Annotated in this window: 28 protein-coding genes and 1 other annotated feature; of the genes, 10 read left to right on the top strand and 18 right to left on the bottom strand. The window is 54.3% G+C overall.

The features are described 5' to 3' along the window. Nucleotides 1-145 precede the first annotated feature (145 nt). The 3 genes from ABIE02_RS09340 to osmB all read left to right on the top strand — a co-directional run bounded on the left by ABIE02_RS09340 (nucleotide 146) and on the right by osmB (nucleotide 1,632). Entirely contained in the window at nucleotides 146-328 is a 183-nt protein-coding gene (locus ABIE02_RS09340; RefSeq protein WP_059307720.1) for a hypothetical protein, read from the top strand. A gap of 68 nt (nucleotides 329-396) precedes the next feature. Further along, nucleotides 397-1,152 (top strand): DNA-binding transcriptional regulator YciT, encoded by a 756-nt coding sequence (locus ABIE02_RS09335; RefSeq protein WP_059307719.1) that lies wholly within the window; start codon nucleotides 397-399, stop codon nucleotides 1,150-1,152. A 261-nt stretch (nucleotides 1,153-1,413) separates the two neighbouring features. Continuing rightward, a complete protein-coding gene (gene osmB, locus ABIE02_RS09330) occupies nucleotides 1,414-1,632 on the top strand; it encodes an osmotically-inducible lipoprotein OsmB (RefSeq protein ID WP_032611163.1) in 219 nt (72 codons plus the stop codon). 113 nt (nucleotides 1,633-1,745) lie between these two features. Here the strand turns inward: osmB and yciH are convergent, their stop codons facing one another. The 5 genes from yciH to pgpB all read right to left on the bottom strand — a co-directional run bounded on the left by yciH (nucleotide 1,746) and on the right by pgpB (nucleotide 5,391). Next, complete coding sequence (yciH, locus tag ABIE02_RS09325; RefSeq protein WP_285125836.1) at nucleotides 1,746-2,072, bottom strand: stress response translation initiation inhibitor YciH; 327 nt, start codon at nucleotides 2,070-2,072, stop codon at nucleotides 1,746-1,748. Next, entirely contained in the window at nucleotides 2,072-2,809 is a 738-nt protein-coding gene (pyrF, locus tag ABIE02_RS09320) for an orotidine-5'-phosphate decarboxylase (RefSeq protein ID WP_285125837.1), read from the bottom strand. The genes yciH and pyrF overlap by 1 nt, the downstream gene beginning before the upstream one ends. Nucleotides 2,810-2,990: 181 nt before the next feature. Next, a complete protein-coding gene (gene lapB, locus ABIE02_RS09315) occupies nucleotides 2,991-4,160 on the bottom strand; it encodes a lipopolysaccharide assembly protein LapB (RefSeq protein WP_032611170.1) in 1,170 nt (389 codons plus the stop codon). A 6-nt stretch (nucleotides 4,161-4,166) separates the two neighbouring features. Beyond that, nucleotides 4,167-4,475, bottom strand: coding sequence for a LapA family protein (locus ABIE02_RS09310; RefSeq protein ID WP_032611172.1), 309 nt, complete (start codon nucleotides 4,473-4,475; stop codon nucleotides 4,167-4,169). Between the two features lie 151 nt (nucleotides 4,476-4,626). After that, nucleotides 4,627-5,391: a phosphatidylglycerophosphatase B gene (pgpB, locus tag ABIE02_RS09305; RefSeq protein WP_032611176.1), complete on the bottom strand. Its 765-nt coding sequence runs from the start codon at nucleotides 5,389-5,391 to the stop codon at nucleotides 4,627-4,629. Between the two features lie 197 nt (nucleotides 5,392-5,588). Between pgpB and ribA the strand changes: the two genes are divergently transcribed. Continuing rightward, entirely contained in the window at nucleotides 5,589-6,179 is a 591-nt protein-coding gene (gene ribA, locus ABIE02_RS09300) for a GTP cyclohydrolase II (RefSeq protein WP_032611178.1), read from the top strand. 47 nt (nucleotides 6,180-6,226) lie between these two features. Here ribA and acnA read toward each other — a convergent pair whose 3' ends face one another. The 6 genes from acnA to topA all read right to left on the bottom strand — a co-directional run bounded on the left by acnA (nucleotide 6,227) and on the right by topA (nucleotide 13,703). Next, entirely contained in the window at nucleotides 6,227-8,902 is a 2,676-nt protein-coding gene (gene acnA / locus ABIE02_RS09295) for an aconitate hydratase AcnA (protein ID WP_103793313.1), read from the bottom strand. Nucleotides 8,903-9,069: 167 nt separating this feature from the next. Next, on the bottom strand, nucleotides 9,070-9,168 hold the full coding sequence (gene ymiC, locus ABIE02_RS09290; RefSeq protein ID WP_032611183.1) for a small membrane protein YmiC: 99 nt from the start codon (nucleotides 9,166-9,168) through the stop codon (nucleotides 9,070-9,072). A 129-nt stretch (nucleotides 9,169-9,297) separates the two neighbouring features. After that, nucleotides 9,298-9,432 (bottom strand): hypothetical protein, encoded by a 135-nt coding sequence (locus ABIE02_RS09285; RefSeq protein WP_072250830.1) that lies wholly within the window; start codon nucleotides 9,430-9,432, stop codon nucleotides 9,298-9,300. Nucleotides 9,433-9,470: 38 nt separating this feature from the next. Then, nucleotides 9,471-9,611 carry a YmiA family putative membrane protein gene (locus ABIE02_RS09280; RefSeq protein WP_213019257.1) on the bottom strand — a complete coding sequence of 47 codons (141 nt, stop codon included), beginning with the start codon at nucleotides 9,609-9,611 and terminating at the stop codon, nucleotides 9,471-9,473. Between the two features lie 335 nt (nucleotides 9,612-9,946). After that, nucleotides 9,947-10,921 carry an HTH-type transcriptional regulator CysB gene (gene cysB, locus ABIE02_RS09275; protein WP_032611190.1) on the bottom strand — a complete coding sequence of 325 codons (975 nt, stop codon included), beginning with the start codon at nucleotides 10,919-10,921 and terminating at the stop codon, nucleotides 9,947-9,949. 187 nt (nucleotides 10,922-11,108) lie between these two features. Beyond that, nucleotides 11,109-13,703, bottom strand: coding sequence for a type I DNA topoisomerase (gene topA, locus ABIE02_RS09270; protein ID WP_032611192.1), 2,595 nt, complete (start codon nucleotides 13,701-13,703; stop codon nucleotides 11,109-11,111). Between the two features lie 396 nt (nucleotides 13,704-14,099). Between topA and ABIE02_RS09265 the strand changes: the two genes are divergently transcribed. Further along, nucleotides 14,100-14,351: a YciN family protein gene (locus ABIE02_RS09265; RefSeq protein WP_032611195.1), complete on the top strand. Its 252-nt coding sequence runs from the start codon at nucleotides 14,100-14,102 to the stop codon at nucleotides 14,349-14,351. 34 nt (nucleotides 14,352-14,385) lie between these two features. Here the strand turns inward: ABIE02_RS09265 and sohB are convergent, their stop codons facing one another. Continuing rightward, on the bottom strand, nucleotides 14,386-15,432 hold the full coding sequence (sohB, locus tag ABIE02_RS09260; RefSeq protein ID WP_032611199.1) for a protease SohB: 1,047 nt from the start codon (nucleotides 15,430-15,432) through the stop codon (nucleotides 14,386-14,388). A gap of 249 nt (nucleotides 15,433-15,681) precedes the next feature. Here sohB and ABIE02_RS09255 point away from each other — a divergent pair, with 249 nt between their 5' ends. Next, nucleotides 15,682-16,443, top strand: a complete 762-nt coding sequence (locus tag ABIE02_RS09255) for a YciK family oxidoreductase (RefSeq protein WP_032611201.1) — start codon at nucleotides 15,682-15,684, stop codon at nucleotides 16,441-16,443. Then, on the top strand, nucleotides 16,440-17,030 hold the full coding sequence (gene cobO, locus ABIE02_RS09250; protein ID WP_032611203.1) for a cob(I)yrinic acid a,c-diamide adenosyltransferase: 591 nt from the start codon (nucleotides 16,440-16,442) through the stop codon (nucleotides 17,028-17,030). The genes ABIE02_RS09255 and cobO overlap by 4 nt, the downstream gene beginning before the upstream one ends. A gap of 32 nt (nucleotides 17,031-17,062) precedes the next feature. On the opposite strand, the gene rluB is transcribed toward cobO, so the two are convergent. From rluB to rnm, 6 genes are all read right to left on the bottom strand, one after another. After that, nucleotides 17,063-17,938, bottom strand: a complete 876-nt coding sequence (gene rluB, locus ABIE02_RS09245; RefSeq protein WP_032611205.1) for a 23S rRNA pseudouridine(2605) synthase RluB — start codon at nucleotides 17,936-17,938, stop codon at nucleotides 17,063-17,065. A gap of 274 nt (nucleotides 17,939-18,212) precedes the next feature. Then, nucleotides 18,213-18,704 carry an Hcp family type VI secretion system effector gene (locus tag ABIE02_RS09240; RefSeq protein WP_059307712.1) on the bottom strand — a complete coding sequence of 164 codons (492 nt, stop codon included), beginning with the start codon at nucleotides 18,702-18,704 and terminating at the stop codon, nucleotides 18,213-18,215. 1 nt (nucleotide 18,705) lies between these two features. Then, the gene (locus tag ABIE02_RS09235) at nucleotides 18,706-18,978 is read right to left on the bottom strand and encodes a hypothetical protein (RefSeq protein ID WP_059307711.1); all 273 of its coding nucleotides are present in this window, start codon (nucleotides 18,976-18,978) and stop codon (nucleotides 18,706-18,708) included. Then, complete coding sequence (locus ABIE02_RS09230; RefSeq protein WP_429211245.1) at nucleotides 18,953-19,474, bottom strand: DUF2778 domain-containing protein; 522 nt, start codon at nucleotides 19,472-19,474, stop codon at nucleotides 18,953-18,955. The genes ABIE02_RS09235 and ABIE02_RS09230 overlap by 26 nt, the downstream gene beginning before the upstream one ends. Nucleotides 19,475-19,673: 199 nt before the next feature. Then, nucleotides 19,674-20,294: an L-threonylcarbamoyladenylate synthase gene (locus ABIE02_RS09225; protein WP_032611213.1), complete on the bottom strand. Its 621-nt coding sequence runs from the start codon at nucleotides 20,292-20,294 to the stop codon at nucleotides 19,674-19,676. Beyond that, a complete protein-coding gene (rnm, locus tag ABIE02_RS09220; protein WP_059307710.1) occupies nucleotides 20,291-21,172 on the bottom strand; it encodes an RNase RNM in 882 nt (293 codons plus the stop codon). The genes ABIE02_RS09225 and rnm overlap by 4 nt, the downstream gene beginning before the upstream one ends. A 138-nt stretch (nucleotides 21,173-21,310) precedes the next feature. Here rnm and trpL point away from each other — a divergent pair, with 138 nt between their 5' ends. The 3 genes from trpL to trpD all read left to right on the top strand — a co-directional run bounded on the left by trpL (nucleotide 21,311) and on the right by trpD (nucleotide 24,607). Next, nucleotides 21,311-21,355, top strand: a complete 45-nt coding sequence (gene trpL / locus ABIE02_RS09215) for a trp operon leader peptide (RefSeq protein ID WP_106993556.1) — start codon at nucleotides 21,311-21,313, stop codon at nucleotides 21,353-21,355. After that, nucleotides 21,332-21,426, top strand: a sequence feature (Trp leader region). Its footprint overlaps the gene before it by 24 nt. Nucleotides 21,427-21,449: 23 nt before the next feature. Next, a complete protein-coding gene (locus ABIE02_RS09210; protein ID WP_059307709.1) occupies nucleotides 21,450-23,012 on the top strand; it encodes an anthranilate synthase component 1 in 1,563 nt (520 codons plus the stop codon). Next, nucleotides 23,012-24,607: a bifunctional anthranilate synthase glutamate amidotransferase component TrpG/anthranilate phosphoribosyltransferase TrpD gene (gene trpD / locus ABIE02_RS09205; protein WP_059307708.1), complete on the top strand. Its 1,596-nt coding sequence runs from the start codon at nucleotides 23,012-23,014 to the stop codon at nucleotides 24,605-24,607. The genes ABIE02_RS09210 and trpD overlap by 1 nt, the downstream gene beginning before the upstream one ends. The last annotated feature ends 1 nt before the right edge of the window (nucleotide 24,608 follow it).

The following is a 24,608-nucleotide window of genomic DNA, read 5'->3' as shown; positions in this document are numbered from 1 at the left end:
AATCCACTACCTAACTCCCCTGTATAAAGAAGTATCAAAATATCACTACCATTAATGGACTTTCGTTTGCACACTTTTTCCCTTCTCTTTTGCCTTCAATTTCTGCATCATTGAATTTATTCACTTTTCATTTAGGGATGAGGTTATGTCTGATATCGATGCACTGAAAGTTGCCCAACGTATTGATACTGTGCTGGATATTCTGGTTGCAGGTGATGTGAACTCTGCTCTGCGTAATCTCGAAATATTAAAATCAGAATTACTGGCTCAGGCGGGTGCGCAGAAAGATACCGATGAAGTCCCGCCTAAATCGCCGTGGGAAGTTTAAAGACCTCAGCAGCTCACGTAGTTATGTCAGTTTTCAACTAACGGCTGCGCCGTTTTAATTTGGATACTATGAATTCCCGACAACAAATAATATTACAGATGGTGATCGACACAGGACGTGTAAGCGTCGTTGATCTGGCTAAAAGCACTGGCGTGTCTGAAGTCACTATCCGCCAGGACCTCAATCTTCTGGAAAAAATGAGTTATCTGCGCCGCGCGCATGGCTATGCCGTGCCGCTGGACAGCGAAGATGTCGAAACGCGCATGATGAACAACTACGCCCTGAAACGTGAGTTGGCGGAGTTTGCCGCTTCCCTGGTGAATAACGGCGAAACGGTGTTTATCGAGAACGGCAGCTGTAACGCTCTGCTCGCACGTACCCTGGCCGAGCAGAAAGAGGAAGTCACCATCGTGACGGTGAGCAGCTACATTGCTCATCTTCTGAAAGAGACGCGCAGTGAAGTCATTTTGTTGGGCGGCATTTATCAGAAAAAAAGCGAAAGCATGGTGGGTCCGCTTACGCGCCAGTATGTTCAGCAGGTTCATTTCAGCAAGGCCTTTATCGGCATTGATGGCTGGCAGCCGGAGACCGGTTTTACCGGGCGTGACATGATGCGCTCGGATGTGGTGAACGCGGTGCTTGAGAAAGGTGGCGAGACGATTGTGCTGACCGACAGTACCAAGTTTGGCGCAGTGCATCCCTACACTATGGGGCCTGCCTCCCGCTTTAGCCGGGTAATTACCGACGAGGGTATTAAAGCGGTCCACAGTGAGAAATTGCAGCATGACGGACTGATCGTCGACATCGTTAAAAAACCTGTCTGATCCCCCTCCCTGCGCCCGGTTCGTCGGGCGTGTTACTGCCCTTTCGCTCTGAGATTATTCTGAACCATCCTTTAAGACTATTTACCTGTTGGATCAGTGATAAAGACGTAAAATTAATGTTAGCGATATAACAGGAAGTAACTATCACCTGCGTGATTTCGTAACGCCTGCGCGAACAGTTTCATGGAAAACGGGCTAAATAGTTTTACACTTATTTAGGCAGAGTCATTTCCATGGATCACTATTTCAGGAGAATGAGTTATGTCAATTAACAGCAAAAAATTATCCGCTGCTATGCTGGCTGTCACGCTGGCGTTATCACTGAGCGCATGCTCTGGCATGAGCAAACAAAGTCGTAACACAGCGATTGGTGCTGGTGCTGGCGCAATCGGTGGTTCTGTCTTAACTGATGGTAGCGCCCTGGGTACCTTAGGTGGTGCCGCGGTGGGTGGGATTATCGGTCACGAGGTAAGTAAGTAAAGTAATACCGATTGCCATCGCAGTCAATTATAAGACATTGTTATTTATAGTCTTATAAAAATATAAGAATATTAAGCCACGGCTCCGGCCGTGGCTTATTTTATTGTTTAGCGTCAGCCGCCCGCTAATTTCACTTTCATTCCTTTCGCTTCCAGCAGGGATTTAATGAGATCCCGCTTATCGCCCTGGATTTCAATTACGCCATCCTTAACTGACCCGCCGCAGCCGCATTTTTTTTTCAGCTCTGCGGCAATCGATGCGAGGGTAGCATCATCGGCATCAATGCCGGTCACCAGGCATACGCCCTTCCCTTTACGCCCGCTGGTCTGGCGTTGAATGCGTACAATGCCGTCGCCTTTCGGGCGCTCAGCAACCGCTTTTGGTTCATCAATGCGCCCGGTATCGGTCGAATAGACCAAGCGACTGTTGGTATCGCGCATTACGCCCCCTTGTGAAGTGATGCGTTGATGGCTTTCAGGGTTTGCGCCGGATCCGCAGACTGGGTCACCGGACGACCAATAACCATATAGTCCACGCCCGCCGCCAGCGCCTGCTCCGGGGTCATAATGCGGCGCTGATCGCCGGCATCGCTACCCTGAGGACGAATACCTGGCGTGACCAGCTTAAAGTCCTGCCCGATGGCGTTTTTGAAGCGCACCGCTTCCTGGGCAGAGCAAACCACGCCATCAAGTCCGCAGTTGTGGGTCAGGCTTGCCAGACGCTCAGCATGTTCGGCGGGTGACAGTGTCACCCCCAGATCCAGCAGGTCGCTGGCTTCCATGCTGGTCAGCACGGTGACAGCAATCAGTAATGGCGCGTCTTTACCAAACGGCAGCAGGGCTTCACGGGCTGCGGTCATCATTCTTGCCCCTCCGGAGGCATGAACGTTCACCATCCACACTCCCAGCTCGGCTGCCGCCGCGACCGCATGGGCCGTCGTGTTAGGAATATCGTGGAATTTCAGATCCAGAAAGACATCGAAGCCGCGCTGCTGCATATCACGCACGATTTGCGGGCCAAAAAGCGTGAACATCTCTTTGCCGATTTTCAGGCGGCAGTCGCGTGGGTCAATACGATCAACGAACGCAAGCGCGTTATCGCGATTGTTATAATCCAGGGCGACAACAACAGGAGATTCAGTAACTGCGCGGGAAGAAGAGGGAGCTACAGACGTCATGACCGGACCTTCTCGTCGATGGGCGCCGCATCGGCGCGGGAATGTTAAACGGCGTGCATTCTACCTGTGCATCGCTGAAATTAACAGGTTCCATTTCCATTCCTGCCAGGCCACAGCGCGCACCAGCCAGAACGAAAAACGCCTATAAGTATGTTGTAACTAAAATGGTTTTTTTTAAAAATTACTGCCCATCCAGGCCGCGAATCGGCTTAATGGTGGACCAGGCGCGGCACGACGGACAGTGCCAGTAGAGCGTATAGGCGGTGAAACCACACTTCTGGCAGCGATAGCGCGGCTTACTGCGGATCTGTTCGCCAACCATGTCGCGCAGCACCATCAGGCTCTCTTTAGCGCGCCCCTCCTCCGCATCGTTCAGGTGATAATCCATCAGCTTATGGAAGACGCGCATGGTGGGATGGCGCTGAAGCTGCCGTGTAATATAGACCTGCGCCGTGTCAGTGCCTTCGTGATCCTGGACGACATCCGCCAGCATTAGCTCCGCATAAGCGCCGGTATTCTCTTCCACGCAGCGGCGCAGGAAGGCTACCCACTCTTCAACCATACCCAGTTGCTGATAGCAGGTTTGCAGCATCTCGAGGGTTTCGCTGACCAGCTCTTTATCCTGATCGATCACCCGCAGCAGACTCTCTACCGCCTTCTGATAATCGCCTTTTGCCATGTAAACGCGACCCATCATGATGGAGACGCGTGCGCTGCTGCGATCGGCGGCTGCGCCCTTCCTGAGGAGCGCCATGGCTTTATCCATGTCTTCATTGCCCATCTGCTGCAGAGCCAGCTCGCAATAGAAATGGGCGATTTCAACACGCTGTTTATCTTTACCCAGCTTCACCAGGCGTTCCGCAACATCGATCGCTTTCTGCCATTCGCTGGTAGCCTGATAAATCTGGAGAAGCTGTTGCAGGGCGCTGATACGGAAATCGGTTTCGTCCACCAGCTGGTTGAACATTTCTTCGGCGCGATCGTACAACCCTGCCGCCATGTAGTCGCGACCAAGTTGCTGTACAGCCAGCAGACGCTGCTCATAGGTTAATGAGGCGCTTTCCATTAAGGTCTGGTGGATGCGGATGGCGCGGTCAACTTCTCCGCGGGAGCGGAACAGATTACCGAGAGTAAGATGGGCCTCAACGGTCCCGGTATCCTCTTTCAACATCTCGAGGAACAGGTCTACCGCTTTATCTTGTTGGTTGCTCAGAAGGAAGTTAACCCCGGCGACATAATCGCGTGAAAGGCGGTTAGCTTCATCCTGTTTTGTTTGTTGCGCACTTCTGCGGCCCATATACCAGCCATAGGCTGCGGCTACAGGCAAAAGCAGAAACAACAACTCCAGCATCTTCGATTATTCCTTCGCTACCGGCACACCTGAACTTACCGGAACGTCGGTCGGGGGCGCAATTTGGTATTCAAGACGTTTAATTTTACGTTCGGCACGCGCCAGCGATACTCGCACTTTCAGCCAGAACAGGCCGCAAATAAGCCAGCCGATTGCAAACCCTGCCGCAAAAAGTACCGCAAGCAGGCTGGAAATCCGATATTCGCCTTGCGCCAGCAGATAATTAAACGTTACCTGTTGATCGTTTTGCGCACCCAATGTGACGGAAATGACAAAAATCGCCAGCACCAGTAAGAAAATGAGTAAATATTTCACATTACTTCCCGTTATGTGGTTTGAGCGAATAAAGAGTGTTCAACATAGCGTAGCCAGCCTTATAAACTACCATTTTCAGGACGGGCGCGAAACGGAAAAAGCATCGCGCCACGGTTAGATGTGCGACTAAATATGAGAATTTCAACCGCTGTCAGCTTTCCTGGTCTCTGTCGGCTATTTCCCGCTTCTCTTCTACCGGCGGCGTGAGTGGGCCGCAGACGCGCTGAGCAAGCCAGGTGGCGCAGGTGATGAGTAGCCATGACATCAGAGTGGCTACCACCAGGTCCCGCGGCCAGTGCATGCCGAGCAGCAGGCGGCTCCCCATGACTCCCGTCGCCCACACCAGCAGAAACGCGATGGTTAATGTGCGCCGACGCGGCCACAGCAGCCCTACCCCCAACAATGCCCAGCTTGCGGCAAACATCGTGTGCCCGGACGGAAAGGCAAAGCCAGTCTCTTTTTGCCAGTGCTTACGTAAGAATGTCGGGACAGCCTGCTGTTCAGTAAGCTGTTCTTTCACCAGCTCACCGCGTTCTTTACGCTTTAAATTGTAGAAGTCGTCGACCGGCACATGGTGAGTTTTTTCCAGCCAGACGACAAATGGACGCGGCTCCTGCACCCGATCTTTCACCCAGGATTTGAGTCCCTGGCCGACCAGAATCACGCCAGCGAGAATGGCAAAGAGCATGATGGCGGGCCGCAGGCGGAAACGCAGGCACCATAAAAACCAACCGCACAAGAGCGCATGCGTAATAATGCCCCAGGGTTGGGTGACCGTTTCCGTGATCCAGAACAATGCCTTCAGCCAGGCGCTATTTGTGCCAGGCTCCCATTGCCAGCCTGATATCCATACAGCCACAGGCATAATGAGTAATATCCCTGCGCCAACCGCCGTACGGCGGGCAATAGAAAGCATGTCATCTCCTTTTTTCGGTAAGCCCCACAATCATAACCGAAAAATTACGGCTGCGTAAAAATGTCGGATTGTGCGTTTAACGTTCGTTAAGCTGGCGGTGATTAGGTGAACCCGCGCAGCTTGTGGCAAAATAAGTCAATACCGACAGCCAAACAGGCAACAGACACAAGGCGTGTCAGCATTTTCTGGAGAATCACATGCAGCTTAAACGTGTGGCAGAAGCCAATCTGCCAACCCCATGGGGCGATTTCCTGATGGTGGGTTTTGAAGAACTGGCAACCGGGCAGGATCACGTTGCGTTAGTGTACGGAGATACCTCCGGGCAGACGCCGGTACTTGCTCGCGTTCATTCCGAGTGTTTGACGGGTGATGCCCTGTTTAGCCTGCGCTGCGATTGTGGTTTTCAACTGGAAGCCGCCCTGTCGCATATCGCGGAAGAAGGCCGCGGCATCCTGCTGTATCACCGCCAGGAAGGTCGTAATATCGGCCTGCTGAATAAGATCCGCGCCTATGCCCTGCAGGATCAAGGATACGACACCGTAGAAGCCAACCACCAGTTAGGTTTTGCAGCCGACGAGCGTGATTTCACCCTGTGCGCCGATATGTTCAAGCTGCTGGGCGTGGATGAAGTGCGTCTGCTGACTAATAATCCGCGTAAAGTCGAGATCCTCACCGAAGCCGGGATCAACATCGTGGAACGTGTGCCGCTGATCGTGGGCCGTAACCCGAACAACGAACATTATCTGGATACCAAAGCGGCGAAGCTCGGGCACCTGCTTAGCGAGTAACAATAACAGCCCGGCAACACGCCGTGTGCCGGGCTGATTAACGCGCTTTACTTCAGCATATTACGAATCACATAGTGCAAAATGCCGTCGTTCTGGTAGTAGGTTAGCTCAGTTGCGGTATCAATTCGGCAGCGACAGTCCAGCATCTCCGTCTGCCCATCCGCCCGGGTCAGTTTGACTGGCACGGTGGCGCCTGGCGTCAGATTTTGCAGATCCGCGATATCGATCCGCTCTTCCCCCGTCAGCCCCAGTGTTTTACGCGATGTCCCTTGCGGGAACTCCAGCGGTAAAATCCCCATCCCGATAAGGTTTGAACGGTGGATACGTTCAAAGGACTCGGCGATCACCACGCGTACGCCCAGCAGTCGAGGCCCTTTTGCTGCCCAGTCGCGACTGGAGCCGGAACCGTACTCTTTCCCGGCAATCACCGCCAGCGGCGTGCCTTCCTGCTGATACTTCATGGCGGCATCGTAAATCGAGATCACTTCGCTGCCCGGCAGATGGCGGGTCATCCCCCCTTCTACGCCAGGGACCATTTCGTTGCGGATACGAATATTGGCGAAGGTGCCGCGCATCATCACCTCATGGTTACCGCGACGAGATCCGTAGGAGTTGAAGTCACGTCTCTCAACGCCACGACTCTGCAGATACCGTCCTGCCGGGCTATCCGCTTTAATGCTCCCCGCCGGGGAGATATGGTCGGTCGTCACCGAATCGCCAAGGATGGCCAGCACGCGAGCGCCGTGAATATCTTCCAGCGGCTTAGGTTCCGCCAGCATTTCGTCGAAGAAAGGCGACAGACGGATGTAGGTAGAATCATCCTGCCAGCTGTAGGTATCCGAGCGCGCCACTTCAATGGTTTTCCACTCTGGCGTGCCCTCAAACACCTCGGCATACTCTTTGCGGAACATATCGGTAGAGACTTTTTCCACCGCCAGGGCAATCTCCTGCGCCGAGGGCCAGATATCTTTCAGATAAACCGGATCCCCTTTGCGATCGTGTCCCAGTGGGTCGGTCGCCAGGTTGATGTTCATATTGCCAGCCAGGGCGTAGGCCACCACCAGCGGTGGTGACGCCAGCCAGTTGGTTTTGATCAGCGGATGAATACGACCTTCGAAGTTTCGGTTGCCGGACAGGACTGCCCCTACCGTCAGATCGCCCTGCTTGATGGCCGTTTCGATTGGCTCCGGCAGCGGCCCCGAGTTACCAATACAGGTGGTACACCCATAACCCACCAGGTTAAAGCCAAGCTCATCCAGATACGGCGTTAACCGGGCCTGGGCCAGATAATCGGACACTACTTTAGAGCCAGGGGCCAGCGAGGCTTTTACCCACGGCTGGCGTTTCAGCCCAAGGGTAACGGCTTTTTTCGCCAGCAGTCCGGCCGCCATCAACACGCTGGGGTTCGAGGTGTTGGTGCAGGAGGTAATGGCCGCGATCGCCACCGCACCATCCGGGAGCTGGTACTGATGGCCGTTCATTACGTAATCAATGGGGCGGCTATCCTTTTGCGCGGTATTGACCTCAAGCTCTGTGCTGGCGGCAAACGCCTTCGGCACATCGGCCAGCGCCACGCGATCCTGCGGCCGTTTCGGCCCGGCGAGACTGGCTTCCACTTCGCCCATATCCAGCGCCAGGGTGCTGGTGAACACCGGTTCATCACCCGTGTTACGCCACATCCCTTGCGCTTTGGCATAGGCTTCAACCAGCGCAACCTGCTCGCTGCTGCGCCCGGAGAGGCGCATATACTCCAGCGTCACACCGTCGATTGGGAAGAAGCCACAGGTCGCGCCGTATTCTGGCGCCATGTTAGCAATGGTGGCCCGGTCTGCCAGCGGCAAGGTGTCCAGCCCGTCACCATAGAATTCAACGAATTTGCCCACTACCCCGTGCTTACGCAGCATCTGGGTAACAGTGAGCACCAGATCGGTGGCGGTAATGCCTTCACGCAGTTTACCGGTCAGCTTAAAGCCGACCACGTCAGGGATGAGCATGGAAACCGGCTGACCGAGCATGGCGGCCTCGGCTTCGATACCCCCTACCCCCCAGCCCAGTACGCCAAGGCCATTGATCATGGTGGTGTGCGAGTCGGTGCCGACCAGCGTATCCGGGTAGGCCACCCACTCTTTATCCTGCAGTTCGCTCCACACCGCTTTGCCAAGGTATTCGAGATTGACCTGGTGGCAGATACCGGTGCCGGGCGGGACAACGCTAAAGCGGCTGAAGGCTTGCTGGCCCCACTTCAGAAACACATAACGCTCGTGGTTACGCTCCATCTCCAGGCGCACGTTCTCTTCGAACGCTTCATCATCGCCAAAGTGGTCCACGGTGACCGAGTGGTCGATGACGAGGTCCACAGGAGAAAGCGGGTTCACTTTGGCAGTATCGCCGCCAAGACGTTTAACCGCTTCACGCATCGCCGCCAGATCGACCACCGCCGGAACGCCAGTAAAGTCCTGCATCAGGACCCTGGCCGGACGATAGGCTATTTCCCGGTCGGCATGGGCATTTTGCAGCCACCCGGCGAGCGCATGAATATCCTCCGCGGTGACAGAGACGTCATCCTGCCAGCGCAGGAGGTTTTCCAGTAATACTTTAAGCGACTTGGGTAAACGTGCGATGTCCCCGAGTTCCCTGGCGGCCAGCGGCAGGCTGTAGTAGTGATAAGTTTTGTTCTCGGCCTGCAATGTGTCCTTACTGGCTTCGCGTAAGGTTAACGACATAAGCTCCTCCTTAATTACCGGGATTGCGATGCCCTGACCTTTATCAGGGCCGTAATTAAAGATAACACATCGTCACCGTAACGATTTGATAACAACCCAAATGGACAAATTTGCAGACTTATGGAAGGGTGAAAAACAAAAAGCCCCGCTTAAGCGAGGCTTTTATTTCAGTGTAGGGTGAGCCAGATCAGCTGGCACCAGAAGAGAATCGACAGGGAAAACGCGGCGATCCACGACCAGTATTTGGCTCCAGATATATTGTTCATGATTGTGACACCTGTCTTTATTTATTTGTTTACGGCTGAGTCTGGCTCAGTTCGGTATTGCTAATGTGTATTTATGTAAGAGTACAAAAGCGCACTGGATTATTAACGCGCTATGCCTGAGCGGCAGAATTATTGTTTTTTGGTATCGTCTTCTGCGAACGAATCAATGAAAGCTTGCTGTTGCGGCGACAGCGTCCAGGAAGCCGGAATGTGATCTGTCACGGCTTTACGGACTTTGCGGCGAGTGTCACGTTGCTGACACATAGGTTTCACTGCTTCACTACGCCCCTGTACCGTCATCTTTAACCCCAATATTTCCAGACCAGTAATGCCACCACGACCCAAAACAGGGTGGAACCGAGAAACACCGCCAGCCAGGCTTTACGCTTAAGTCCTGGGTCCCGTTGCGGCTCGTGACGTCCTGACGGCATTGCTAACCTCATACAATCGATATCACTTATCATTTAGATACCAAACAATTGGTATAAGTAATCATGGTTGAGATAAATCCTAAAGAAACTTTAGTTGAAAATCCAGCGAATTTACGAACTCTGTACCGTGAAATATCTAATCTTTTGAGCGGAAATATATAAATGAAACGAGGTGTTTGCGTAGCGGCTATTTATTTTCTATTTTTGTTGTCTTTTTGTAAGCGGGTCGGGCAAAAAGCGTCATAACGCTCTGGCTAATCTGATGATCAAACAGCGGAAAGCGGGCTTTAATACAGATGAGGGCGGGAATAACGGTATCTTTCCCGCAGGAAAGATACCGGAGGGGATTATTTTTCTGGCAGCTTAATATCTTTAAACATCGCTTCGATGTCTTCATTAGAACGCAGGGCAACTGCCGTATCCACGACATCACGGGTTAAATGCGGCGCGAATCGCTGAATGAAATCATACATATAGCTACGCAGGAAGGTGCTACGGCGGAAGCCGATTTTCGTGGTGCTATGGCCGAACACTCCTTGGGTATCGAGGCGTACTAAATCGGGATCGGCAACCGGATCTACCGCCATGCTGGCAATGACCCCTACCCCCAGCCCCAGTCGCACATAGGTTTTAATCACGTCGGCATCGGTGGCGGTGAAGACGATCCGCGGCGTCAGGCCTGCGCGATTAAAGGCCGTATCCAGTTCAGAGCGGCCAGTAAAGCCAAAGGTGTAGGTCACCAGCGGATACTGGGCAAGCTCTTCAATAGAAACCGATGTTTTAGCCGCCAGAGGATGTTCCGGGGTCACCACAATCGAGCGGTTCCAGTGATAGCAAGGCAGCATGACCAGATCGTCATAAAGATGCAGCGCCTCGGTGGCGATTGCAAAATCCGCATTGCCTTTGGATACTGCCTCAGCAATCTGCGTCGGTGAGCCCTGATGCATATGCAACGAAACGCGAGGATAACGCTCAATAAAGCCTTTGATCACGCCAGGCAGTGCGTAGCGCGCCTGCGTGTGGGTGGTGGCGATATACAGGGAACCTTTATCAGGCCAGGTGTGCTCGCCTGCCACCGATTTGATGGCATCGACCTTCGACAGCACTTCGCGAGCGATACGGATAATCTCTTGCCCCGCAGGGGTAACCTGAGTGAGGTGTTTGCCGCTACGGGCGAAAATCTGGATCCCCAGCTCATCTTCAAGCATACGCACCTGCTTACTGATGCCGGGTTGCGAGGTATAAAGACCTTCTGCAGTGGAAGAGACGTTAAGGTTGTGGTTGACCACCTCAACGATATAGCGAAGCTGCTGTAGTTTCATGCCGGACCATCCGATTGAGCGCACACGGGCAATCGCTTAAGACGATTTGATAATAAGAAAAGGATTAACTATAACCACTATATCATTTATATCTTTGCTGTATAGCCCGTAACAAAAAATAATAAACAGGCAATAAAAAAGGGCCGGATGTCCGGCCCTTTTACAGGTAAGTTACGGTAATTAAGGATTATTTCTTACCTTCAACCCATTTTCCGTCAACATAAAATGCTGACCAGCCGGTCGCTTTACCGTCTTTTTCAGCAGCAACGTACTGCTGCTTGGTTTTACGGCTAAAACGCACGACCGTCTTATTGCCTTCAGGATCCTGCTGCGGCGCATCGGCAAGATAGCGCAGCTTTTCGGCCAGGCGATCGCGGAAGCGGTACAGTTCTTCCACCAGCGGCGCACGGGTCTCACGTGATTTCGGGAAGGTGTTAGCTGCCAGGAAGACACCCGCCGCGCCGTCACGCAGGACGAAATAGGCATCGGACTTCTCGCAAGGCAGCTCCGGCAATGGAACCGGATCTTCCTTCGGCGGTGCCACTTCACCGTTACGCAGGATCTTACGTGTGTTTTTACACTCGTCGTTGGTGCAGGCCATGTATTTACCAAAACGCCCCATCTTCAGGTGCATTTCAGAGCCACATTTTTCACACTCCACGATCGGACCGTCATAGCCCTTAATGCGGAATTCGCCCTCTTCGATCTCGTAGCCGTCACAGGTCGGGTTGTTACCGCAGACGTGCAACTTACGTTTCGGATCGATCAGGTAGCTGTCCATCGCGGTGCCGCACTTGTTACAACGGCGCTTGGCACGTAATGCGTTCGTTTCCGCGTCGTCGCCTTCCAGCACGTTCAGGACTTCGTTTTCCGGCACCAGGTTGATGGTGGTTTTGCAGCGCTCTTTCGGTGATAAGGCATAGCCTGAGCAGCCGAGGAACACGCCGGTGGTCGCAGTACGGATCCCCATCTTGCGTCCGCAGGTCGGACAGTCGATGCTGGTCAGCACCATCTGGTTCGGCTGCATACCACCCTCTTCAGGGTCTTTCTCTGCTTTTTCCAGCTGGTCGGTGAAGTCGCCGAAGAAGCTATCGAGCACCTTCTTCCACTCGGCTTCGTGGTTAGCCACCTGGTCAAGGCTGTTTTCCATCTGCGCGGTAAAATCGTAGTTCATCAGATCGCGGAAGTTAGCTTCCAGACGATCGGTGACAATTTCACCCATTTTCTCGGCATAGAAACGACGGTTTTCCGTACGCACATAGCCGCGATCCTGAATGGTCGAAATGATCGACGCATAGGTAGACGGGCGACCGATACCGCGTTTTTCCAGCTCTTTCACCAGCGAAGCTTCGCTGAAGCGTGCCGGTGGCTTGGTGAAGTGCTGAGCCGGGGTCAGCTCAATCAGGGAGAGCTCATCCCCTGCGTTGACCGCTGGCAGCGTTTTATCTTCATCGCCCTTACGCAGCGCAGGCATCACCTTCGTCCAGCCATCGAAACGCAGAATACGACCACGCGCTTTCAGGCGGAAATCGCCCGCACCGACGGTGAGCGTGGTGGAGTCGTACTGCGCTGGCGTCATCTGACAGGCGACAAACTGGCGCCAGATCAGCTGATACAGCTTCTGCGCATCGGCTTCCATATCTTTCAGGGATTCGGCCAGCACAGCAACATCGGAAGGACGAATCGCTTCGTGCGCTTCCTGCGAGTTCTCTTTGCTGTTGTACTGGTTGGCGCTCTCCGGCAGATATTTTTTGCCGAAGTTATCGCCAATGTAACCACGCACCATGTTGACGGCGTCCTGGCTCAGGTTGGTAGAGTCAGTACGCATATAAGTAATGTGACCAGCTTCATACAGACGCTGAGCCATCATCATGGTTTTCTTCACGCCGTAACCCAGACGGGTACTTGCCGCCTGTTGCAGCGTGGAGGTAATAAAAGGCGCGCCCGGCTTGCTGCTGGTCGGTTTGTCTTCACGATCCAGGACCTGATAGCGGGCTTTCTCCAGCAGCGCCACCGCGGCCATTGTCTGTTCGCGGTTTTCAGGGCGGAACGGCTTATCGTTCTGGTGCGACACTTCCAACGGCAAGGTATCGCCGCTCGGCGTGGTCACGCTGGCGTCAATTTCCCAGAACTCTTCCGGCACAAACGCTTTGATTTCGCGTTCACGTTCGACCACCAGACGTACGGCAACGGACTGTACGCGGCCTGCTGACAGACCACGGGCAATCTTTTTCCACAGCAGTGGAGAGACCATGTAACCCACGACGCGGTCCATAAAGCGGCGCGCCTGCTGGGCGTTAACGCGGTCGATATTCAGCTCGCCCGGCTTTTCAAATGCCTGACGGATCGCGTTTTTAGTAATTTCGTTGAACACCACGCGGCTGTAGCGGGTGTCATCTCCCCCGATCACTTCCCGCAGGTGCCATGCAATGGCCTCCCCTTCGCGGTCAAGGTCGGTTGCGAGATAGATGTGGTCGGCTTTTTCCGCCAGCTGTTTCAGCTCGGAGACGACTTTCTCTTTACCCGGCAGCACTTCGTACTGTGCCTGCCAGTTATCCCATGGGTTAACTCCCATACGATTAACGAGCGCGCTACGTTCATCCTTTTTAGGCTTTTTGGCCCCTTTGGTGGAGGTAGAGTCGGCGCTCTTCTTGGCTGAGCCACTGGTCGGCAGATCGCGGATATGACCAACGCTGGACTTAACCACGTAGTCACTACCCAGATACTTATTGATCGTTTTGGCTTTTGCCGGGGACTCAACGATAACGAGAGCTTTACCCATATTCACCTTTACCTAATTTGTTTCTTCCAGGAATACGTCGCGTGAGTTCACCTTCCACTGGCGACGAGTCATCTATATAACGACGCCATCAGTGGTTATCAACCCCTTTTCGGGCAAGTCGCTAAAAACGACCTCAGCCAGGTAGTTGAGTTTACGGGCTTTTTCTCGCTCCGGTGTGACTGCACGACGAGATTTAGGTCGAATGTCAAGCAAATCTATTGCCAGAATGACGAAAGCGCACACTCTACCTGATAAAATCCGTTACGCAACTTTATTAGCATGCAAAAGCAAATCACGCCAGCGCTGTCCGTCTTGCCCTGCATGCCGAAAAATGGGGAAAATTTGCTCCTGAGACCGCGGCGGCGTAGACTAATACCACTGTTTAAGGAGGGGATAATGCAGCAAACAACCCAACCCATCGACCGCGTAACCTTGCTTGCCGAAGCCAATAAACTTATTCGCGAACATGAAGACACCCTGGCAGGGATCGAAGCCACTGGGGTGGAACAGCGCAACGGCGTGCTGGTATTCAGCGGCGAGTACTTTCTCGATGAGCAGGGGTTACCCACCCCACGCAGCACGGCGGTATTTAACATGTTTAAATACCTGGCCCACGCGCTCTCGGAAAAGTATCACCTGGTCGACTGATGCAAAACGCGAGGCACTGGCCTCGCGTTTTTATTTACAGCAGGGGTTTTTGTCCACGCTGCAGCCAGCGTAGCAGAAGACGGTCCGCACTCTCTGCGGCGCTGTTGGTAAAGCGATCCATTAGCTTTTTGCGTCGCGTATAGCGCACGCCGACCAGTTCACGGCCCTCCATCAGTCCCAGCAGGAGATCGTCACTGGTTCCCACCTGATCCACCAGCCCTTTCTCCAGCGCCTGGGTGCCGTACCAGTGTTCGCCAGTGGCGACCTGGTCGATATCCAGGGTTGGACGCATCTGCTGCACAAAGCTTTTGAACAGCTGATGGGTGTCATTAAGATCTTCGCGGAACTTCTGACGCCCCTCTTCAGTATTTTCGCCGAGCAGGGTCAGGGTGCGCTTGTACTGACCTGCGGTGTGTAACTCGACGTCAATATCTTTGTTTTTCAGGAAACGATTGAAGTTAGGGATCTGCGCTACTACGCCAATCGAACCAATAATAGAGAAAGGTGCGGCGACAATTTTGTCGGCCACGCAGGCCATCATGTAGCCACCGCTGGCGGCGACCTTATCTACCGCTACCGTCAGTGGGATCTGCTTGTCGCGCAGGCGTTGCAGCTGCGACGAGGCCAGACCGTAGCCATGCACCACCCCACCCGGACTTTCAAGACGCAGCACAACCTGGTCTTCGGCTCTGGCCACCGCCAGCACGGCGGTGATCTCTTCGCGCAGAGATGAAACCTCATGCGCATCCATGCTGCCTTTAAAATCGAGCACATAGACCCGCGGTTTTGCCGCTTCCGGGCGCTGCTCAAGTTTTGCTTTCTGCTTTGCGGCTTTCGCGTCAAGCTTGTGCTTTTTCTTCTGCGCTTTGTGCCACAGCTTTTGCTGATGCGCGTCGAGCAACGCCACCGACATCTCTTCCTGCATCTCCGTGTACTGCTCGCTCAGCCGGGTAATCCGCAATTCGCCGCGCTGACGTTTGCGCTGCGTCAGGTTGACAATCAGAACTGCGATCACCGCAATGGCCATCACCACTGTTGCAATTTTGGCCAAAAATAAACCGTATTCAGAAAGTAATTCCACGCGTCCACCTTGGTTTAACCACTTGTTTTCACACCCAGTGTACAACAGCCTTCACCAGGCGTCTCTCATCTGACGATATCCTTGCGAGGCGTCTTCAGGAATGGGAATTTCACGGAAAAACATTTGCAAATTGTTAATTTTACAGTGAACTCTCCGGATGACTGATTGAAATCCTTGTCGCTTTCGGGCATAAAGCCGAAAAGAGACCGCACAGCATGGGCCGCGACAGCGCGAGCCAGAGGAGTGACCTTGCACTATCAACCCAAGAAAGATCTACTGCAAAACCGTATTATCCTGGTCACGGGTGCCAGCGACGGTATTGGCCGTGAGGCGGCGCTGACCTACGCACGCCATGGCGCGCGCGTTATCCTGTTGGGGCGTAATGAAGAAAAACTGCGTGACGTCGCCAGAACCATCGCCAGCGAGGGCGGCGCGCCGACACATGAATATACACTTGACCTGTTAACCTGTACGCCAGAGACGTGTCAACAGCTTGCCGGGCGCATTGCCGAGGATTACCCGCGTCTGGACGGGGTGTTGCACAATGCCGGTTTCCTGGGCGAGGTGCGCCCGATGGAGGAGCAAACCCCGGAGATCTGGCAGCAGGTGATGCAAGTGAACGTCAATGGCACTTTTTTCCTCACCCAGGCGCTGCTTCCTTTATTACTGCAATCTGATTCTGGCTCGCTGGTGTTTACCTCGTCCAGCGTCGGACGCCAGGGACGGGCCAACTGGGGCGCTTATGCCGCCTCGAAATTTGCCACCGAAGGGATGATGCAGGTGCTGGCTGAGGAGTATCAGAGCCGCCACCTGCGCGTCAACTGTATCAACCCCGGCGGCACCCGCACCGGCATGCGCGCCAGCGCGTTCCCGAGCGAAGATCCGCTTAAACTGAAAACGCCCGCCGACATCATGCCGCTCTATCTGTGGCTGATGGGGGATGACAGCCGCCGTAAAACCGGCATGACCTTCGATGCCCAACCCGGCCGTAAACCAGGAATTTCGCAATGAGTGATGAACGTCATCAGCAGCGCCAGCAGCGCCTGAAAGAGCAGGTCGATGCCCGTGTTGCCGCCGCGCAGGATGAGCGCGGGATTATTATCGTCTTCACCGGCAACGGCAAAGGCAAAACCACTGCCGCCTTCGGTACGGCGACCCGCGCCGTCGGTCACGGGCAAAAGGTAGGCGTGATCCAGTTTATCAAGGGAGAGTGGCCAAACGGCGAGCGTAATCTGCTTGAGCCTCACGGCGTTGAGTTTCAGGTGATGGCAACCGGCTTTACCTGGGATACCCAAAACCGCGATACCGACACCGCTGCCTGTCTGGCTGTCTGGGAGCAGGCGAAGCGTATGCTGGCCGATCCCACGCTGAACATGGTGCTACTGGATGAAATCACTTATATGGTGGCTTACGACTATCTGCCTTTGCAGGAGGTGCTGGACGCGCTGAACAACCGTCCGGCGCACCAGACGGTGATTATCACCGGGCGCGGCTGTCATCGGGATATTCTGGAGATGGCGGACACGGTCAGCGAACTACGCCCGGTCAAACATGCCTTCGATGCTGGCGTGAAAGCGCAAATCGGTATCGACTATTAAGAAAAAACCCGGCAATGCCGGGTTTTGTTTTTTTAGCCGTTGTTGTTACGGCTGCCAGAGCGGCGATTGCTGCTGACCTGGCTGTGACGTTTGACTGCCCGGCGGATCTGATTCGCTTTCATGCGACGCCGATCTTTTTCCACCGCCACTTTAGAGGTGGTTTCCGGGGTCAGCTGCACCAGTTCACGCAGGTAGTTGGTCTGGGTTAAATCCAGCTCGGTATAGCCGCCACGCGGCAGCCCTTTCGGCAGCAGAATGTCACCGTAACGCACGCGGATCAGGCGGCTCACCTGCACACCAACGGCTTCCCACAAACGACGTACTTCGCGGTTACGACCTTCGGTCAGGGTGACGTTGTACCACTGGTTAATCCCTTCCCCACCGGTAAATTTGATGGTCTTGAAGGCGGCCGGGCCATCTTCAAGCTGTACGCCCCGGGACAGGTCGCGGATTTTGCTGTCGTCAACTTCACCAAACACGCGAACCGCGTACTCACGCTCCACTTCACGGCTTGGGTGCATCAGACGGTTTGCCAGCTCACCGTCGGTGGTGAACAGCAGCAGCCCGCAGGTGTTCACGTCCAGGCGACCTACAGCGATCCAGCGCGCACCGCGCAGTTTTGGCAGGCGGTCAAACACGGTAGGACGGCCTTCAGGATCGTTGCGGGTGCAAAGCTCGCCTTCCGGCTTGTAGTACGCCAGCACGCGGCAGATTTGCTCGGCAGACTCTTTTACCGAGATAAGATGGCCATCGATACGAATTTTCAGGCCTGGTACGATTTCCACACGATCGCCCAGGGTGGCGATTTTACCGTCCACACTGACACGACCTGCTTCGATAATGGTTTCGATTTCACGGCGTGAACCGTGGCCGGCGCGGGCCAGCACTTTCTGTAATTTCTCGCTCATTGAGCTTCCTTCAGGTGTCGCCTTCACAGGCGTCTGGTATACTTTCGAAAACAATGAGTTAAGTTTAAAAAACATTAACTCACTGATCTGCAACTATTTCATAGCACACAAAATGGCGGACAAGGTGTCGCACCCAGTGATTCATGGCCGCACATACTACATGAATTTTAGACTAAATGATTCAACAAGTTTTGCGCGGCGGCGTTCTGGCACTGTTAACCTGAAGTAAACCCAACGGATTGACCCTCTCGTACAGATGGGCTGTCGGATTATGTTATGCCGTAGGGCGCTCATTCCAGGCATCTGTGTGCTGAATGTTGCCATCCACTATGCGCCAGGTGATTTTTTCATACTGAATGCTGACGCTTTCTACATGGTTCATTTTGTCGTTGCCCGTGAGTTTAACGTTCGGCACAGCGCAGTTCACGCCGGTGATCTTCACGTTTTCCATAAACACCGTGTAATAGCAGACTTCCTGCCCGGCATCGTTGATATGGTAAAACTTGATTTCCGCGCTTTTTAACGTCTGGCCTGTAGCGGCTGCTTTATACAGATAGGGCGTTGAGCTATCCACTTCCTTTTCAATCATCATGGATGAGTGCTGGCGGGTTCCGGTGATTTTCCCATTGGCACTGTCTACTGGCAGGTTAATGCCGTGGCTTAACCCGATTATCTCTATGCTGCCTTCACGATCTTTGACATCTACGGAGCCTTTAATATCTGCACCGCCATCGTCTTTCAGCCACATATACGGAGGGATTGGCATTTTATTTTTTCCTTAATTTTTTTATTAACTTCATTGTCATTACATAGATAAATAGAGTGACAGGCAGGATAGCGGTTAGATGAATGTAAAAATAAAGATCATAAAAATTATCCGCACCAATTTCGCCAGGCCCATAAATAGCATGACCAATATGTGTCGCCATGTCATCGTTGAACCAAAGCTCAGGATCACCCGTACAGCGACCAACAATCACAAACAGTATTATAAAGTAAATAAATTTACTTAACTTAAGAACAAGTATTGTTATAGCCACCAGCTATTACCTCCACCCATCCTCGTGCCATCAACCGTCGCATACAGGGCACCTGAACGAGGGAGGTATTCATAAGCGCATTATGAATCATCGCAAAGTCAGAAGCATGGGCGATTGTTATGCAGCCTTTTGACGACATACCGGGGTGCAAACGGAAGCTACCGCGCTTTACGCCATCTATCCAGGTTTCATCGTCGATTCCCCAATCATCTCGCCACAACGCAAACCAATCCGATTTCCCAAAAGGGCTGATGTTAAATGCTCTCCGGGTTGAATCTATAATTTCCAGTTTCTTTTGTGATAACCGGTTACCCTCTTTCCGATCTACAATCCAATACTTACCAGGAGGAATTGGGCCATTGTCAGGAATATTCCTACATCCCCCATTATTACGGCATGTTCCTTTACCCGAGTGAGCCATAAACACGCCCACGCCATACAGATTAAAAGGTACATAATCTGCCCCGTTCAGAATCAACTTTCCATGTAACGCCATCGACATTTCCATATCTAAAAATGGTATTCGCTTATCATATATCTACATATTCAGGCATGGGCAAGACTATTCCGTGCACAGAAAGATTTTCAGATAATAATAAGATAATAAGTAAAGGAAGGCGTAAATAAGCAGAGATGAGTAATGGGCCATTATAGCGAGGAAAAAACGCTAATGAGATGGCCCATAAAAATAGGAATTACAGGAAAGGTTTTACGTCACCTACCCCTTCGCGCAGCACGACCGGGGCATCTTCGGTTAAATCGACGACCGTGGTCGGCTGTTGGCCAAGGTAGCCGCCGTGAATCACTAAATCCACCTGTTTTTCCAGACGGTCTTTGATCTCATCCGGGTCAGACTCGGTAAAGTCGCTACCCGGTAGCATCAGGGATGTGGAGAGCATCGGCTCACCCAGCGTTTCGAGCAGCGCCTGCGCAATCGGATTAGAGGGCACTCGCATCCCGATGGTTTTGCGTTTTTCCTGCAGCAGGCGGCGCGGCACCTCTTTGGTTCCCTTCAGGATAAAGGTGTAGTTACCCGGGGTGTTATTTTTGATCAACCGAAACGCCACGTTATCGACGTAAGAGTAGGTAGACAGCTCAGAGAGATCGCGACACATCAGGGTGAAGTTATGCCCGTTCGGGAGGTGGCGGATCCGGCAAATGCGCTCCATCGCGCTTTTATCTTCAATCTTACAGCCCAGCGCGTAGCCCGAATCGGTTGGATAGACGATAACCCCGCCCTTACGCACGATCTCCACGGCCTGATTAATCAAACGCGGCTGCGGATTGTCAGGATGGATATAAAAAAATTGACTCATACTTCCCTCTCTTCAATTGGCGTTGGCTGTTCCCAGAGCTGCCACACTGGCTCGACGCCGGCGGGTAACCACAGCTTGCGTCCCAGCTCGATCCAGGGACAAGGCTGATGGAAATCAGAGCCCTGGGAGCCAAGGAGGCCGTACTGGCGGGCATACTCAGCCAGTTGACTGCGCTCGTTGGGCGCCTGCTGACACTGCGCGACTTCCATCGCGTCTCCGCCGTGTTCGGCAAAGTATGCCAGCAGACGTTTCAGCCATTTGGCGGAGAGGTTATACCGACCGGGATGGGCCAGCACCGCCTTGCCGCCAGAATGATGAATGACATCAATAGCTTGTTCTATTGTACACCACTGGGGAGGAACGTATCCGGTTTTCCCCCGTGCGAGGTATTTTTTAAACACATCCGCAATGTTATTCGCCTTTCCGGCCTCAACCAGAAAACGGGCAAAGTGCGCCCGGGTTACCGCGCCGCCTTTTGCCAGGCGGAGTGCCCCTTCCCAGGCACCGGGAATATGGGCTTTGTCCAGCCGTTCGGCGATCAGTTCGGCCCGCAGCACGCGACGCGCCTTCTGCTCGTCCAGCAACGTACGCATGGCAGGGTTCTCAATATCGATGTTCAACCCGACGATATGGATCTCATGATTTTCCCAGACGGTGGAAATTTCCACGCCCGTTATCAGCGTAAGCGGCAATTCAGTGCGGACAATTTCTGCCCGCGCGGCTGCAATGGCCTCGGTGGTATCGTGATCGGTGATCGCCAGCGTGCCCACACGCATCTCGTGGGCGCGATGGACAAGTTCTTCGGGCGTAAGCAGGCCGTCAGAGGCCTGAGTATGGCTATGTAAATCGTAAATCACTGCGTAATTCGTGTCGCTCAAAGCGGCTCCCGTCACTCTTCTTCAATATCTGCGCCGCCATAATAACGGTATGTGGTGAAATTCTGAAATCGGGGGGTTGACATTACACCATCGAACTAGTTAACTAGTACGAAAGTTCACTCAACGAGGTATCTGAAAATGACCGCACATTTCACTCTGCATGGCTGGTGGCGCACTTCCTGAAATTCGGGCAGTGTCGTACGTCTGCAATGTGCAAACAGATACCTGGCCCGCCACTGAGCGGGCTTTTTTTTGAACAGAATAAAGAGAACAAAAAATGCAAACAGCCAAACCGAACCTCGAACTGCTGACCCGTGAGGCGGCCTATCGCCACAACCCTACCACTCTGTTCCATCAGGTCTGCGGCGCGCGCCCTGCCACGCTGCTGCTGGAGTCTGCGGATATCGACAGTAAGGATGACCTGAAAAGCCTGCTGCTGGTGGATAGCGCCCTGCGCATCACCGCCCTGGGCGACACCGTTACCCTGAAAGCACTGTCCGAAAACGGCGCAGCGCTGCTCTGTTTGCTGGATGACGTGCTGCCTGCAGGCATTGAGAATGAGCATCGCCCGGATATGCGGATCCTGCATTTTCCGCCGGTCAGCCAGTTGCTGGACGAAGATGCCCGCCTCTGCTCGCTGTCGGTCTTTGACGCCTTCCGCCTGTTGCAGAACCTGGTGAATGTGCCGGAACATGAACGCGAAGCAATGTTCTTCGGCGGGCTGTTTGCCTATGACCTGGTGGCCGGTTTCGAAGAGCTGCCTGAGCTTGAACAAGGTAACCGCTGCCCGGACTACTGCTTCTACCTGGCAGAAACCTTACTGGTGATCGACCACCAGAAAAAATACACCCGCATTCAGGCCAGCCTGTTTACGCCGTTACTGTCTGAGAAACAGCGTCTGGAGCAGCGCATTGCCCAGTTGCAGGAGCAGATGAATGAAGCGCCACCGGAGCTGCCGGTACAGCGCGTGGAGCAGATGCGTTGCGATGTCAGCCAGACGGACGACGAGTACGGCGTGGTGGTTCGCCAGATGCAAAAAGCCATTCGTGCGGGCGAGATTTTCCAGGTGGTGCCATCCCGTCGTTTCTCCCTGCCCTGCCCGTCTCCGCTGGCGGCCTACGACGTGCTGAAGAAAAGCAACCCCAGCCCGTACATGTTCTTTATGCAGGATAATGATTTTACGCTGTTCGGCGCCTCGCCGGAAAGCTCCCTGAAGTATGACGCCACCAGCCGCCAGATTGAAATCTACCCGATCGCTGGTACCCGCCCGCGCGGCCGCCGTGCAGACGGTTCTCTGGACCGCGATCTGGACAGCCGGATTGAACTGGAGATGCGCACCGACCAGAAAGAGATGTCCGAACACCTGATGCTGGTGGATCTGGCACGCAATGACCTGGCGCGCATCTGTACGCCGGGCAGCCGTTACGTAGCCGATTTAACTAAAGTTGACCGCTACTCCTTCGTGATGCACCTGGTCTCCCGCGTGGTGGGCGAGCTGCGTCAGGATCTGGATGTGCTGCACGCCTATCGCGCCTGCATGAACATGGGCACCCTGAGCGGCGCGCCGAAAGTACGCGCCATGCAGCTTATCGCCCAGGCCGAAGGCCGCCGTCGCGGCAGCTACGGTGGTGCGGTGGGCTATTTCACCGCCCACGGCGATCTCGATACCTGCATTGTGATCCGCTCGGCCTACGTCGAAGAGGGCATTGCCACCGTCCAGGCGGGAGCAGGCATCGTGCTCGACTCTGTTCCGCAATCTGAAGCTGACGAAACCCGCAATAAGGCCCGCGCGGTACTACGCGCAATTGCGACTGCCCATCACGCACAGGAGATTTTCTGATGGCTGACATTCTGCTGCTCGATAATATCGACTCATTTACCTACAACCTGGCGGATCAGCTGCGTGCTAACAGTCACAACGTGGTGATTTACCGTAACCATGTCCCGGCCCAGACCTTAATCGATCGTCTGGCGACCATGCAAAACCCGGTGCTGATGCTCTCCCCGGGGCCAGGCGCGCCAAGCGAGGCGGGCTGTATGCCGGAGCTGTTAACCCGCATGCGCGGTAAGCTGCCCATCATTGGTATCTGTCTGGGCCACCAGGCGATTGTCGAGGCCTACGGTGGTTACGTCGGCCAGGCCGGCGAGATCCTGCACGGGAAAGCCTCCAGCATTGAGCATGACGGCCAGGCCATGTTTGCCGGGCTGATGAACCCGCTGCCGGTGGCGCGCTATCACTCGCTGGTGGGCAGCGATATCCCGGCGGGGCTGACCATTAACGCCCATTACAACGGGATGGTGATGGCGGTGCGTCACGATGCTGACCGGGTTTGCGGCATGCAGTTCCACCCGGAATCCATTCTGACCTCTCAGGGCGCGCGTCTGCTGGAGCAAACGCTCAACTGGGCGCTGCAGAAGCTGGAGCAGACCAACAGCCTCCAGCCGATTCTGGAAAAACTCTATCAGGCGCAGACCCTGAGCCAGCAGGAGAGCCATCAGCTGTTCTCCGCCGTGGTGCGCGGAGAGCTGAAGCCCGAGCAACTGGCCGCCGCGCTGGTAAGCATGAAAGTGCGTGGCGAGCAGCCGCAGGAGATCGCCGGTGCTGCCACCGCCCTGCTGGAAAACGCCGCTCCGTTCCCACGTCCTGATTATCTGTTCGCAGATATCGTCGGGACCGGTGGCGACGGCAGCAACAGTATCAACATCTCCACCGCAAGCGCCTTTGTGGCGGCGGCCTGTGGGCTGAAGGTGGCGAAACACGGCAACCGCAGCGTCTCCAGCCGTTCCGGCTCCTCGGATCTGCTGGCCGCCTTCGGTATCAATCTGGATATGAATGCAGAGAAATCCCGTGACGCGCTGGACGAACTGGGCGTCTGCTTCCTGTTCGCGCCGAAATACCACACCGGGTTCCGCCATGCGATGCCGGTGCGTCAGCAGCTAAAAACCCGCACCCTGTTTAACGTACTCGGGCCGCTGATCAACCCGGCGCATCCGCCGCTGGCGCTGATTGGCGTCTACAGCCCGGAACTGGTGCTGCCGATTGCCGAAACCCTGCGCGTGCTCGGATATCAGCGTGCCGCGGTAGTGCACAGCGGTGGGATGGACGAAGTTTCCCTGCATGCGCCAACCCTGGTGGCCGAACTGAATAACGGCGAAATCAAAAGCTATCAGCTTGAAGCGGCAGACTTTGGCCTAACGCCCTATCACCAGGCGCAGCTGGCAGGCGGCACCCCGGAAGAAAACCGTGACATTCTGACGCGCCTGTTACAAGGTAAAGGTGAGCCAGCGCATGAGGCCGCTGTTGCCGCCAACGTCGCCATGCTGATGCGTCTGCACGGCGAAGAAGATCTCCAGATTAATGTGCAAAAAGTGATGGCCGTGTTGCGCTCTGGCGCAGCCTACGACCGAGTGACCGCACTTGCGGCAAGAGGGTAAA

The sequence above is a fragment of the Leclercia sp. 1548 genome (assembly GCF_050435045.1).
Lineage (GTDB): Bacteria > Pseudomonadota > Gammaproteobacteria > Enterobacterales > Enterobacteriaceae > Enterobacter > Enterobacter adecarboxylatus.
Note: the sequence above shows the minus strand (reverse complement) of the source record. Positions and strands in the feature narration are given on the sequence as shown.